The organism is Nocardioides eburneus (assembly GCF_040838215.1).
GTDB lineage: Bacteria > Actinomycetota > Actinomycetes > Propionibacteriales > Nocardioidaceae > Nocardioides > Nocardioides eburneus.
Map to the genome: position 1 here is coordinate 79707 of NZ_JBFPJR010000008.1, position 13152 is coordinate 92858.

A 13152-nucleotide genomic window follows, 5' to 3' on the forward strand; every position below is an offset into this window, starting at 1 on the left:
ACGATGCCCCCGTCGTACGACGGGGGCATCGCTGCTCAGTGCTTCACGTAGACCTGCGGCACGTACCAGGACTCGGTGGCGAGCGGGGCATCCGCGGTCGGGCGGTTGGAGACCAGCCTCCGCTGGAGATGCTCACCGTTGGGCCCGTGGTGGCGGTAGTGGTCGAGCAGGAGGTCGTGGCCGAGGTCGTTGTTGAGGTCGCGCCAGACGGTGTGGACGTGCTGGCCCGCGGCGACGGCGTTGTCGGCCTCGACGAGCAGGCCCGAGGTGGAGATCCGGTAGTAGTGCGCGGTGTTCGCCTCCAGGCCGCCGGCCCAGGCGAAGCGGAGCTTCGCAGGGTCCTCGGCGATGACCTGTTCGCGGTACTGCGCAGCGATCTCGTCCGGGCCGGTCTCGACGTAGTAGAGGAGCAGGTCGCGGACGGCCCGGAGCTGCTCACCGGTGAGATCGGCCCCGCTGATGCCCGTCGGGTCGGCCTTGACGAAGCGCAGCCGCTCCCGGTCCTCGTCGGTCGTGGTGTAGCCGACGATGCCGAGGTCGACGTTGTCAGGCCATTCCTCGGCGCCGACGTAGGGGACCTGCCGGGTCGCGAAGTCTGCCGGGGCGACATGGTGGATGACGGCCTGCGCCTGGGCGTCCGGCGAGAGGGAGTGGAGGAGGTCCAGGGCCCGTGCCTCGTTCTCCCCGAGGGGGTTGAGTACGCCGGCCGGAACGGGCTGGGCACCCATGGCGAGCGGCGTGACGGTCAGGTAGCGCTGCCCCACGATCGTGTAGTTGATCGACAGGTGGTGGCCGATCACCCGCCAGCCCCAGGTGTCCTCGAACCCGGGCCGGCCGTAGAAGCTGAACCAGTAGGCCTCGGGGTCGCGGAAGTCGCCGGCGAGGACCCCGAACCCGCGCTCGATGACCTCGAGCTCGCGGAGCATCGCCTCGGTCGCCATCACCGACAAGGCCTGGCTGTAGCCGCGCATGCTCAGCCCGGACTTGAGCAAGGCATGGGCGAGGACCTTCTGGTGGCGGTCGAGGGCGTGCATCGGGATGCCGGCCCGGTCAGGCTTCGGGATGAAGTCCCAGTCGACGCGTCGTGGGTCGGCCATGTCGGGGATGAAGGCCTGGGCCTTCAGGTCGGGGCGCAGCGAGTCGAGCAGTGCCCACGTCGAGAAGAGCATCCGCTTGATGGTCAGCGGAGCCTCATAGGTCATCGGCGGAAGCGTGGTCACGGGAGTCCTCTCAGACAAAGGGGTCGGGGGTGAGCGTGTACTTCGTCTGGAGGTACTCGTGGATGCCCTCATCGCCGCCCTCACGGCCCAGGCCGGACTGCTTCCAGCCTCCGAACGGCGCCGCGGCGTTCGACACCGCGCCCACGTTGACCCCCATCATTCCGGTGTGCAGCCGCTCGACCATCCGCTGGCTGCGGGCCAGCGACTCGGTGAAGACGTAGGACACCAGGCCGTACTCGGTGTCGTTGGCGAGCGCGACTGCCTCGTCCTCGTCGGCGAAGGGCACGATGGCCACCACCGGGCCGAAGATCTCCTCGCGCAGCAGGGCGCTCCCGGCGCCTACGTCAGCGAGGACGGTGGCACGGAAGAAGCTGCCCGGCCCATCGACCGCAGTGCCACCGGCACGCACGGTGGCGCCGCGGTCGAGGGCATCCTGGACGAGATGGCTGGTCTTGGCGACGGCCTTGTCGTCGATGAGCGGGCCGATCGTGACGCCGGGCTCGGTGCCGCGCCCCATGACGAGGTTCGTGACCCGGGCGGTCAGCCGGTCGGTGAACTCGCCGACGACGGAGGCGTGCACCAGGAACCGGTTGGCCGCCGTACACGCCTGGCCGATGTTGCGGAACTTGGCGGTCATGGCACCCTCGACGGCCTTGTCCAGATCGGCGTCCTCGAAGACGAGGAACGGCGCGTTTCCGCCGAGCTCCATGGAGGTGCGTAGGACGCCGTCGGCCGCCTGGGCGAGCAGGCGCCGCCCGACCGGAGTGGAGCCGGTGAACGAGAGTTTGCGCAGCCGCGGGTCGGCGATGATCGACTCCGACATGGGCCCGGGGGACGCCGTCGTCACGACGTTGACCACGCCCGCAGGCAGGCCGGCGTCCGTGAGCAACTGCGCGAAGTACGACGTGGTGAGAGGCGTCAACTCGGCCGGCTTGATCACCACGGTGCACCCCGCGGCGAGCGCCGGCGCGATCTTGCGGGTGGCCATGGCGAGCGGGAAGTTCCAGGGGGTGATGAGGTAGCACGGACCCACCGGATGGTGGGTGACGATCATCCGGCCGGTCCCCTCCGGATTGGCGCCGTACCGGCCCTGGACGTGGGCGGCGCTCTCGCTGAACCAGCGCAGGAACTCGCCGCCGTAGCTCACCTCCGCGCGCGCCTCGGCCAGCGGTTTGCCCATCTCGATCGTCATCAGGAGCGCGAACTGCTCCGCGCGTTGCTGCAGGAGGTCGAAGGCCCGGCGGAGGATCTCCGCTCGCTGGCGCGCCGGGGTCGCGGCCCAGCCCGGGAAGGCGTCGCAGGCGGCGTCAAGGGCGGCGAGTCCGTCCTGGACCGACGCGCTGGCCACGGTCTTGGCGGTCTCGCCGGTGGCGGGATCGAGCACGTCGAGGGTGGCGCCGTCGGAGGCGGGCTGCCAGGAGCCGCCGATCAGCAGGCCGTCGGGTACGCCGGCCAGCAGCTCGGATTCGGAGATCGTCATCGGTCATCCTTCGTGGGAACCACAGCAAGCAGGTCGCAGTGGACCAGGGAACCGCGACCGAGATCGGCCGCGATCGCCTGCCGAGCGGGACGCGATGACGGGTCGGGGAACATCGCCAGCCACTCCCGGTTGAGTGCTTCGCGGTCGTCGGGATCGGCGAGGTGGAAGGTCATCTTGAGGATGTCCTGGACCGACCCGCCGGCCGCCTCCATGACGGCGCGGACATGGCCGAAGACGTGGGCCATCTGAGCGTCGATCCCCGTGCCCATCTCGCCCGTGTCCGGGTCGCGGCCGGTGAGGGCCCCGGTGGCCAGGAAGGGCCCGACCCGGCTCGCTGCCGGGATCGGGTTGACGTGAGCGAATCCCGGGATCTGGATGCTGGTGCGCCTCGCCATCCCTCAGCCCTCGGCGATCACGGTGTTCTCGATCGCCCCGAGGCCGGCGATCTCGGCTCGGACGACGTCGCCAACCTTGAGGAAGTTGCCGGTCGGCGCGCCGATGCCCGACGGCGTACCGGTGGCGAGGATGTCGCCAGGCATGAGCGTGAAGACCTGGGTGAGGTAGGCGATCTGCTCGTAGATGTCGTAGATCATGTCGTTGGTCGGCCACTCCTGGCGCACCTCGCCGTTGACCGTGAGTCGCATCTGGAGGTCGAGAGGGTCCTCGATCTCGTCGTCGGTGGTCAGCCAGGGGCCGATGGGTCCGTGGGTGTCGAAGGACTTGCCCAGGGTGAAGGTGGGGGAGCGCTTCTGGAGCCAGTCACGCACGGACACGTCATTGGTGACCAGGTAGCCCGCGATGACCGAGCGCGCGTTCTCGACCGAGACGTTCTTGCACCGCTGGCCGATCACCACGCCGAGTTCGATCTCGTAGTCGAGCGCGTCGGAGATGTTCGGCTTCACGATGCCGTCGTAGGGGCCGACGATGCAGCTGACCTGCTTGTTGAACCACATCTGACTGGTCGGGATCGGGATGCCGGCCTGGCGGGCCTCCTCGGCATGCTCCTTGTAGTTCATGCCGATGCCCAGGTACTTCTGCGGGTTGTCGATCGGCGCCTCGAGAGCGACCTCGGCGAGCGGCAAGGTCTCCCCGGAAGCCGAGAGGATCTGCTGCTTGAGTGCGGGGAGTACCGGCAGGATGCCGCGCAGCGACGTACCGACCTCCGCGGAGATGTCGGTGATCTTGTCGCCGTCGACGCGCCCGAGCCGCGTCGGCCCGTCAGCGACGTGGAAACGTGCGATCTTCATCGTTGCCCTTCTTCCTGCGCGATCTTGTCGAGGCCGGCCTTCTCCTCGGCCGTCGGTGACCAGACGTGCTCGCCGTCCGGAGTCATCTGGAAGCTCACGAAGCGCCACCTCCCGTCCTCGCAGCGACGCAGGACCTGGATCACCTGCCCAGCGACGGTCCGCTCGGAGCCGTCCGGGCTTCCGAGCCGATTGACGAGACGGCCGGTCATGATCGCGACGTCGCCGATCACCCGGATGGTGAGCTCGCCACGCGTCGAACCCTTGTACGGCGCCCGGGTCGCCACGTGCTCGAGCAGCTGCGCCTTGGTGTGCGTCAGGCCGGGTGCGTGCGTGTGGACCAGCGAGTCGTCGTAGAGGTCGGCCAGGGTGTCGAGGTCGACGTCGAGCAGGGCCTGTTGGCGGCGCTCCTCCACCTCGAGGATCGCGGCGCGGGTGGCCTCGTCGGCGTACGTCACAGGCTCGACGTGGAGTCTCTCCGTGCCGGCCATCAGAAGGTGGCCTTCGTCTGCGCGTACTCGGTGCGGAAGCCGGTCGCCTCGCCGGCCTCACGGCCGGGCCGCGGCGAGCCGACCAGCGCGTGGTACTTGCTGAAGATCTCATCGGCCTCCGCGAGCGGAAGCACGTCCTCGATGTCGTCGAACGGCTTGCCGCCGGTGCGCTCGGCGACCATCCGGCGGATGACCTCGTACCCCTCACCGCGCATGTTCATCAGGATCCGGTTGACGCCCTCGCGACGGGCGGCGTCGTAGGCGACGAACGCGGTGTGCGGGTCGTCGGGATGCTCGACCAGCTGGTCCACGACGACGCGCGCGTCGAGCATCGCCTGGGTGATGCCGTTCCCGCCGCGTGGATACATCGCGTGGGCGGCGTCGCCGAGCAGCACGACGCGGCCGTCGACCCAGTTGTCGAGCGGCTCGTGCCGGATGAGGGGGAAGAGATAGACCTCGCGGGCGTCGCGCATCATCTGCTGGACGTCGAAGTACGGGATCTTGACGGTGTCGAAGAGCGGGATGACCTCGCTGATGTCGCCGATCTGGTTCCAGTCCTCGATGGTCTCCTCGCCGTTGGTCTCGGCCACCCAGTTGACCAGCGTCTTGCCGGTGCCCTCGAAGTTCTCGGCGATCGGGTAGACGATCAGCGAGGAGATGTTCGGGTCACCGACGTGCAGGATGGTGTGGCCGCCGCGGGGCGGCTCGTCCATCAGCGTGGTGCCGCGCCACATCGTGATGCCGGAGAAGTGCGGCTTGGCCATGTGCGGGAACATCTGCGCCCGGATGGCCGACTTGATCCCGTCCGCGGCGATGACCGCGCCGTGGCGGGCCTCCTCGGTCCGCCCATCGGCGTGCCGGAGTCGGAGCGTGACGCCGTCGTCGTCCTGCGAGTAGTCCGTCACGCCGACACCGAGGTGGAACGCATCGGCACCGAGGCGCTCCAGCGCGACCCTGTAGAAGAGCATCTGGAGGATGCCGCGGTGGACGAAGCGCTGCTCGTGCACGTAGCCCATGTGGACGCCGCACTTCTCGGCGTAGATCTCCTGGCCGAAGTGGTTGAAGAAGATCGAGTCCTCGGCGTCGACGGAGATCGCCCGGAACTCCTCGAGCAGGCCGAGGTCGTCGATCTCGGCCGTGCCGACGGTCTTGATGTCGACGCCGACGCCGAGCGGCTTGAGCTCGGGGACGATCTCGTAGACGGTCGGCCGGATGCCCTGCTGGTGCAGTCGGAGTGCGGTGAGCAGGCCTGCGGGGCCGGCGCCGATGATCGCGATGTCGAGATCTGTCATGAGGAGTCCTTCGTGTCAGGGGAGGGGCCGTTCCCCGGCAAGCTCGCCGAGGAGTCGGAGGGTCTCGGCCGAGGCCCGGGCAGCGCTGCGCGCGTGGTAAGGCGAAGACCTCCGGGGGCGGAGGACTGCTGTGCAGGGACCCTATGGGAAATCGTGTACGATCTCAACCATGATTTGACAGGCTCCAACTTGGGACTTGCGCCACAACAAATTACGTATATCGTTTCGTACACGATCTGCGAGTGACCGCTGTCACACACCGATGTGGGTCTTCACATAGGTGCCTCGCCCTCGCGATGAGCCCGGACCAGTCCGGACGCAGCCTGGGCGACACACAGAGCACGACGTACAGAGCAACGATGTACCAGGCAAGACGGGAGCACCCAGTTCGCATGTCCGAAACTTCGTCCACCTCCACCGAGGCCCGCCCGGCTGTGCAGCCGGCCGAGCCGACCGAACCGGTCGCTCCGGGCGCCGTCCGGAGCTCCAGCTACGGCTGGTTCGCCGCCCGGTTCGCCGTGATCGGCGTCTGGGCGCTGCTCGTCGTGGTCTTCTGCCTGCTGAGGCCCGACACCTTCATGACCACGGGTACGTTCAAGACGATCCTGGGGGGTTCCAGCCAGACGACGCTGGTGTTCCTCACCGCGGCCCTGCTGTGCACGATCCTCGTCGGCGAGTTCGTCGACATGTCGATCGCCTCCAACTTCGGCCTCTCCGCCACCCTCGTCACCGTTCTCAACGTCAATCACGGCTGGAACGTGTGGCTGGCGGCGCTCATCGGACTGGTGGCCGCCACCGCCGTCGGAGCGATCAACGGATGGCTCGTCGTGAGGGTCAACGTGAACACGATCGTGGTGACGCTGGGCATGGGCACGCTGCTGCTCGGCATCGCGCTCTGGCTCGCCAATCTCATGCCGGTCAGCGGCTTGCCGGCCTCGTTCGAGAAGATCGCGACACAGCCGATCCTCGGCCTGCCGATCGGGTTCTTCTATGGCCTGCTGCTGATGATCGGGTTCGCCTACCTGCTCCATGTCACCCCGTTGGGTCGCAACATGCGCTTCGTCGGGGAGAACCGGGAAGTCAGCCGGCTTGCCGGTGTCCAGGTCACCAGGATCCGAATGGGTGCCTTCACCATCGGCGGGTTCATCGCCGGCCTCGGCGGCGTCCTGGCCGTCGCCCAGACCGGAGGGTTCGACCCCAACTCCTCGCAGGCCTACCTGCTGCCGATCTTCGCTGCCACCTTCCTCGGCACCGCGGTCCTGCAGCCGGGTCGCTTCAACCCTCTGGGCACGTTGATCGCTGTCTTCTTCCTCGCGACCGGCGTGCTCGGGCTTCAACTGCTGGGCGCCACGAGCTGGGTCTCCAACGTCTTCTACGGCGGGGTCTTGGTGGTCGCGGTGACCATCTCGACCGTGCTCCACCAGCGCTCTCGGTGACGTGGCACGCCATCCGACGCCACGGCACCACATCGGCCATTCCGACACCACAGAAGGACTCCCGCTATGACCACCTCCCGTCTTCGCCGCATCGGGCGCGCGCGCCACTGGGCCGCCATCGGAACTGCCACCGTCTTCGCGGCCTCGCTGGCCGCCTGCGGAAGCAACGCCGGGGCCAAGGGTGACGACGCGCCGGGCACCTCGGATTCCAGTACCGACACCTCGGCGCTGGCCAGCGAGGTGGCCGCGCTGGACAAGCCGCTGGACTCCTACTCGATGCCGAGCGAGCCGATCAAGAACGTCTCCTCCCTGGCGGGCAAGACCATCTACTACATCCCGATCACGTTGCAGGCCCCGCAGTTCGCTGCGACCCAGAAGGAGCTCACCGCCGCCGCTGAGGCCGCCGGTCTCAAGGTCCAGGTCTGCGACGGCAAGGGCACGCCGACCGACATCAACGCCTGTGTTGCCCAGGCGACCTCCGCCAAGGCCGCCGCGATCGTCACCGACGCCATCCCTTACGGCCTGGCCGCTAGCTCGTTGGGCGCCGCCCAGAAGGCCAACATCCCGGTCGTGATCAACAGCCAGATCATCGACAACAGTCACCCGGCCTCCAAGACGCTCGCCTACGTGGGGGAGAACGCGGGCTCCGACCAGCAGGTAGCGCTGGCCAAGTGGACCATCCTGGACTCCGAGGGCAAGGCCGACCTCCTGATCAACCAGAACACCGACGGGCCGTCGCAGCCGGCCTTCGTAGCCGCCGGCAAGAAGGTCTTCGCCAGTGACTGCCCCGGCTGCAAGGTCACCATCAACGGCGTCTCATCGGCCAACTTCTCGCTGGTGCCGTCCTCGACCAGCGCAGCCCTGCTCAAGGACCCGAACATCACCTATGTCCAGAGCCAGTTCGAGCAGTTCCTCCAGCCCACGCAGGCCGGCATCCAGTCCGCCTCCAAGACCGGGCTCAAGGTGATCACGGGCGCGGCGGAGCTGAGCAGCCTCAAGGCACTGCAGAGCGGCCAGATCCAGGCAGCCGCGGGTCAGGACGGTAGCTACCAGGCGTGGGCGGACGTCGACGCGGTGCTGCGGATGATGCTCGGTTCGACCGCTCCTGACTACAAGATCCCGGTGCGCCTGTTCACCAAGGACTCCGTTGCCGGGCTGACGTTGACCGAGGCTGCACTCGCCTCGGGTGAGTGGTTCGGCCCGACGAGCTTCACCGACGACTTCAAGAAGCTGTGGGGCGTCGCGTGAGCGAGTCCATTCGCCCCGAGGTGCGGGAGAAGGCTCCCGAGCCCGCTGCCCCTCGCCTAGCGGTCGACTCGGTCTCGATGACGTTCGGAACGGCACGAGTTCTTCGCGGCGTCACGCTGGACGTCGCTCCCGGTGAGATCCATGCGCTCATCGGACAGAACGGATGTGGCAAGTCCACGCTCGCCAAGATCCTCACGGGGGTGTACACGCCCGACACGGGGAGCGGGGTCGCCGTCGACGGAGAGGCGGTCCAGTTGCCTCTCCGACCCGCCGAGGCTCGCGCCCGCGGCGTCGCGGTCGTGCATCAGAGCCTCGGCCTGGTCAAGGACGCCACGGTGCTGGAGAACACCCGGCTCGGGCGTCTGGCCGGGTCGCGCTTCCTGCGACGGATCGACTGGAAGCGCGAGCGGGCCGCCACGGAGGCGGTCTTCGAGCGGATGGGACGTCAGATCCCGCTTGACGCCCGGGTGGCCGATCTGCGGGAGGACGAGCGCGCCGTCGTGGCGATCGCGAGAGCGTTGCAGGACCTGCCGGCCGACGGCGGGCTGATCATCCTGGATGAGTCGACCCGGGCGCTCGGTCGGGAGGCGTTGGAGCGCTTCTTCGGCCTGCTTGACGGCATCGTCGCCAAGGGCACGTCGGTCCTCCTCATCACCCACCGGCTCGAAGAGGTCATCGACGCCGCCGACCGGGTCACCGTGATGCGTGACGGCCAGGTCGTCGTAGCCGGACGCCCGGTGGAGGGGATGAACAAGACCGCGCTCGCCTCGCTCATGCTCGGCCGCCAGGCCGACGACCTCGAGCACCGCACCGCTGCCGAGACGATCGATGCGCCGCCTGTCGTGGTCGAGGGTCTCACCGGCCTGCGCGTGCGCGACATCGGGTTCAGTGTGCGGCCGGGCGAGGTGCTGGGCCTCACCGGGCTGGGCGGCTCCGGGTACGACGACGTGCCGTACCTGCTCTCCGGCGTCACCCCGGCCGAGGCGGGCACCGTCACGCTCCCGAGCGGTACGACGAAGGTGCGCCGGCTGACCCCGGCCAAGGCCATCGCGGCCGGGATGGCGCTCGTACCCGAGGGCCGCGAGGCCGCCGGCCTGGCGATGGAGATGACCATCACCGAGAACCTCGCCTTCCCGCAGACATGCATCACCAGCGGACTGGTCGCGCCGGTGAAGGCGTCCTCCGAGCGCTCGCTCGCGGAGGATTGGATCGGCCGCCTCGACGTCCGGCCGCCCGTCCCGCAGACGCTGCTCAAGAACATGAGCGGCGGCAACCAGCAGAAGGTGCTGTTGGCCAAGTGGCTTGCGACCGATCCGACCCTGCTGGTGCTGCACGAGCCGACCCAGGCGGTCGACGTCGGCGCCCGGCACATCATCGTGACGGCCGTCAGGGAGGCCGCGCGCGAGGGCCGAGCGGTCATCGTCGCAGGCTCGGACGAGAACGAGCTCGCGCTGCTCTGCGACCGGGTGCTGGTCTTCAGCGGCGGAGCAGTACGCGAGGAGCTGACCGGCGACATCACCCCTGAACGCATCGTCGGCTCGATCTACACCAACGGCTCACGCAACCGGTTGCGCCAGCGCGCCGTGTGACCCACCCGAAGCGAAGGAAGAAGCATGACTGTCGTTGACATCAACATCCACCACCTGCCCGAGGACCTGTTCACGAACGAGAAGATCCTCAACGGCTTCCTGAACACCGCCCCTCGCGGGTTCGGCGAGATCGCCCGCGTCGGCACTGCCGACGACGGCAAGAAGCAACTCATCTTGGAGAAGCCCGCGGGCTACCAGAACCTCAACTACGTCGACGGCGACTACTCCGCGGAGGCGAAGCTGGCCGCGATGGACGACGCCGGCGTCGACTACGGCATCATGCGCGTCCCGGTCTGGCAGGAGTGGCTCGACCTGGAGACGTGCAAGGCGGTCAACGACAACGCTGCCGACATCGTGAAGCGCTCCAACGGCCGGCTCTTCTCCACCGCCTGCGTGCCGCCGTGGGGCGGCAAGGAGAACATCGCCGAGGTCAAGCGCTGCGTCGAGGAGCTCGGCGCGGTCGGCGTGCAGCTGGCGTGCCACTACGGGCAGCTCTACCTCGACGACGAGGCGTTCAAGCCGTACCTCAAGGTGCTCAACGAGCTCGACGTGCCGGTGATCGTGCACCACACCCCGCTCCCGGTCGAGTGGCGCTCGGTCATCGACTACACCAACCTGCGCCGCGAGTACGGCCGGATCGTCGACCAGGCCACCGCGGTCGGCCGCGAGCTGTTCAGCGGCATGTTCGACGAGTTCCCGAACCTGCGCTTCATCCACACCATGTTCGGCGGCAACTGGTTCGCGAACACCGAGCTGCTCACCCCGCACGCCTCGAACAAGAAGGAGTCGCTGACCCGGCTCGACCCGACCGGCGGCGAGAAGATCAAGAGCTACCTCGAGAACAACATCTTCTTCGACATGACGCACCCGCACTCGTGGGGCAAGCACCAGGTCGAGGCAGCGCTCAAGATCAACGGCGCCGACCACTTCATGTTCGGCTCCTCCTTCCCGGTCTTCCGCAGCTGGATGAGCCAGGGCGTCGAGTTCATCAACAACGACCTCGACATCACCGACGAGGAGCGCGAGCTGGTCTTCGCCGGCAACGCCAAGCGCCTCTTCAACCTGCCCATCTGAGAGCGACGGCACCATGGCCACCAGCGCTGACCGCCAGCCCGACGAGCGCGAGCAGGACATCGACGGGTTCTTCACCACCGCGCGCGTCGCCGGACGGGACGAGGCCGTCGAGCTGACCGAAGACAGCTACCGCAGCTTCCTCCTTCCGCTCGAGGACCCCAAGCTGGCCGGCGTACGCGGGATGACCTATGAGGAGTTCGCCCAGGACCGCTACCAGGCGCCCTTCCTGCGCGAGCTGCTGAGTTACTGGGACGAGCTCTACCGCGAGCCGTACGTCGGCATCACCACCGACGGCGTCCGGATCGACGGCCTCTACCGGCTGCCGGACGAGCCGACGAGCGCTTCGGTTGCCGGCGAGGCCGCCGTACGCGCCGCGCGAGGCGTGCTGGACACGCTCACCTCCGGCGAGCGGGACGCGGTATGCCACGCGATCGACGACCCGCACTGGCGGGCGTGGTCCAACCCGGAGTTCGTGGTGTATCGGGTCGGGCTGCGCCTCGAGGTGGCCTCCGAGGCCACCGTTGCGGCAGTGCACGGGCTCATGGCGGCCTCGCTCAGCCCTGAGGGCTACGCCCGGGTCACCGAGGCGATGGCGCTCAACGGCTACCTCGGCGAGCTGGTGGACCTGCCCACGGTGATGAACGACCGGTCGTACTGGTTCGCGCTCTACGGCGACCCGGACCCGGTCGAGCCCTGGGGGTGGCAGCTGTTCGGCCACCACGTCGCGGTCAACTTCGTCTCCGTGGGAGGCCGGCACGTCATCGCGCCGGTCTTCCTCGGAGCGGAGCCGGCGCTCACCGACGACGCCGACGTGGCACGGACGCCGCTCTTCGAGGCACGCGAGCGCCTCGCGCTGGAGCTGGCCGGATCGCTGTCAGCCGAGCAGCGGTCGAAGGCGGTCGTCTATGCCTCCGTGCTGGACCCTTCGATGCCGGAGGGGCGCGTCCACCCGGCCGACGAGCGCCATGTCGCCGGCGCGTTCCGCGACAACCGGGTGATCCCCTACGAGGGGATGCGGGTCAGCGAGCTGGACGAGCGCCAGCGCGGTCTCCTGCGGCGGATCGTCGCGGATGCTCTCCTCCTGCTGGCCGAACCGCAGCATGCCCTCGCTCTGGCCGAGTACGACGAGCACATCGACGACACCTGGCTGTCGTGGTACGGCGCAACCGACGGCTCCCAGCCGTTCTACTTCCGTGTCCACAGCCCGGTCCTCATCACCGAGTTCGACGACCACGCCGGCGTATGGCTGAGCAACACGCTGCCCGCGCGCTTCCACGTCCACACGACGCTGCGTCACCCCCATGGCAACGACTACGGCAAGGCGCTCATCGCCCAGTGGCGCGACGGTCGCCGGTGCAAGGCGGGGGAGTGATCAGGAGTGGGACTGGCTGTGGAGCTCGGCGTCGTACGCGGTGACCGCCTCGACGGTGTTGAGCTCGTGCTGCTTCGCGGCGGCCTCGATGGCCTCGGCGGAGGCACCGGCCTCGATGAGCTCGAGGATCCCGTCGTGCTCGGCGAGGGCGGCCTGGGCGCGGCCGGGGGCGTACCAGAAGGCCGACTTGCGGATCAGCTCCAGCCGAGCCCATTCGTTCTTGACCATGTCGAGCAGACGCCGGTCCTCGGCACGAGAGGCGAGCAACTCGTGGAACTCGCGGTTGAGGCGTCCGAAGCTGGCCGGGTCGAAGTTGGCCAGCGCCTCACTCATCTGGCGGTTGAGGGTGTGGGCCCGCTCGAGGTCCTCCGGTGTGAGGCGGGGAGCCGAGAGGGCGGTGGCGTAGCCGCCGAGTCGTGCCACCAGGCACAGGCCGCGCTGCCACGCGTCGGTGTCGAAGGTCTTCACCAGGGCGCCGACGTTGGGGACGATCTCCACCCAACCCTCGGCTTCGAGGCGACGCAGGGACTCACGCCACGGCACCGAGCTGATGCCGTGCTCGCGTACGAGCTGGTCGATGACCAACCGATGGCCCGGACCGTAGGTGCCGTTCATGATCCGCTCTTTCAGGATCTCGAACGCCTGCTCGGCCTTGCTGGCCATCACGACCACCCTTCCCCACGATGACCGGCGCCTGACCGGCTGC

The 13152-nt window shown here is 68.4% G+C and carries 12 protein-coding genes; 5 read left to right on the plus strand and 7 right to left on the minus strand.

Annotation, left to right across the window (positions count from 1 at the left end):
- Nucleotides 1-35: 35 nt before the first annotated feature.
- Genes AB3X52_RS06365 through AB3X52_RS06390 form a run of 6 tightly spaced genes read right to left on the minus strand, consistent with a single transcriptional unit; the run spans nt 36 to nt 5727 of the window.
- On the minus strand, nt 36-1220 hold the full coding sequence (locus tag AB3X52_RS06365; RefSeq protein WP_367992426.1) for a DUF3500 domain-containing protein: 1185 nt from the start codon (nt 1218-1220) through the stop codon (nt 36-38).
- 10 nt (nt 1221-1230) lie between these two features.
- Nucleotides 1231-2700 (minus strand): NAD-dependent succinate-semialdehyde dehydrogenase, encoded by a 1470-nt coding sequence (locus AB3X52_RS06370; RefSeq protein ID WP_367992428.1) that lies wholly within the window; start codon nt 2698-2700, stop codon nt 1231-1233.
- Nucleotides 2697-3095 carry a RidA family protein gene (locus AB3X52_RS06375; RefSeq protein WP_367992430.1) on the minus strand — a complete coding sequence of 133 codons (399 nt, stop codon included), beginning with the start codon at nt 3093-3095 and terminating at the stop codon, nt 2697-2699. Before AB3X52_RS06375 ends, AB3X52_RS06370 begins: the two co-directional genes overlap by 4 nt.
- Nucleotides 3096-3098: 3 nt before the next feature.
- Nucleotides 3099-3947: a fumarylacetoacetate hydrolase family protein gene (locus AB3X52_RS06380; protein WP_367992432.1), complete on the minus strand. Its 849-nt coding sequence runs from the start codon at nt 3945-3947 to the stop codon at nt 3099-3101.
- Nucleotides 3944-4435: a YybH family protein gene (locus AB3X52_RS06385; RefSeq protein WP_367992434.1), complete on the minus strand. Its 492-nt coding sequence runs from the start codon at nt 4433-4435 to the stop codon at nt 3944-3946. Before AB3X52_RS06385 ends, AB3X52_RS06380 begins: the two co-directional genes overlap by 4 nt.
- Nucleotides 4435-5727 (minus strand): FAD-dependent monooxygenase, encoded by a 1293-nt coding sequence (locus AB3X52_RS06390; RefSeq protein WP_367992436.1) that lies wholly within the window; start codon nt 5725-5727, stop codon nt 4435-4437. The genes AB3X52_RS06385 and AB3X52_RS06390 overlap by 1 nt, the downstream gene beginning before the upstream one ends.
- 392 nt (nt 5728-6119) lie before the next feature.
- Here AB3X52_RS06390 and AB3X52_RS06395 point away from each other — a divergent pair, with 392 nt between their 5' ends.
- The 5 genes from AB3X52_RS06395 to AB3X52_RS06415 all read left to right on the plus strand — a co-directional run bounded on the left by AB3X52_RS06395 (nt 6120) and on the right by AB3X52_RS06415 (nt 12446).
- On the plus strand, nt 6120-7163 hold the full coding sequence (locus tag AB3X52_RS06395; protein ID WP_367992438.1) for an ABC transporter permease: 1044 nt from the start codon (nt 6120-6122) through the stop codon (nt 7161-7163).
- A gap of 66 nt (nt 7164-7229) precedes the next feature.
- Entirely contained in the window at nt 7230-8411 is a 1182-nt protein-coding gene (locus AB3X52_RS06400; protein ID WP_367992440.1) for a sugar ABC transporter substrate-binding protein, read from the plus strand.
- A 77-nt stretch (nt 8412-8488) separates the two neighbouring features.
- On the plus strand, nt 8489-10000 hold the full coding sequence (locus tag AB3X52_RS06405) for a sugar ABC transporter ATP-binding protein (protein ID WP_367992442.1): 1512 nt from the start codon (nt 8489-8491) through the stop codon (nt 9998-10000).
- Nucleotides 10001-10024: 24 nt separating this feature from the next.
- Nucleotides 10025-11074, plus strand: a complete 1050-nt coding sequence (locus AB3X52_RS06410; RefSeq protein ID WP_367992444.1) for an amidohydrolase family protein — start codon at nt 10025-10027, stop codon at nt 11072-11074.
- 13 nt (nt 11075-11087) lie between these two features.
- On the plus strand, nt 11088-12446 hold the full coding sequence (locus AB3X52_RS06415; RefSeq protein ID WP_367992446.1) for a DUF3500 domain-containing protein: 1359 nt from the start codon (nt 11088-11090) through the stop codon (nt 12444-12446).
- On the opposite strand, the gene AB3X52_RS06420 is transcribed toward AB3X52_RS06415, so the two are convergent.
- The gene (locus AB3X52_RS06420) at nt 12447-13109 is read right to left on the minus strand and encodes a GntR family transcriptional regulator (RefSeq protein ID WP_367992448.1); all 663 of its coding nucleotides are present in this window, start codon (nt 13107-13109) and stop codon (nt 12447-12449) included.
- Nucleotides 13110-13152 lie beyond the last annotated feature (43 nt).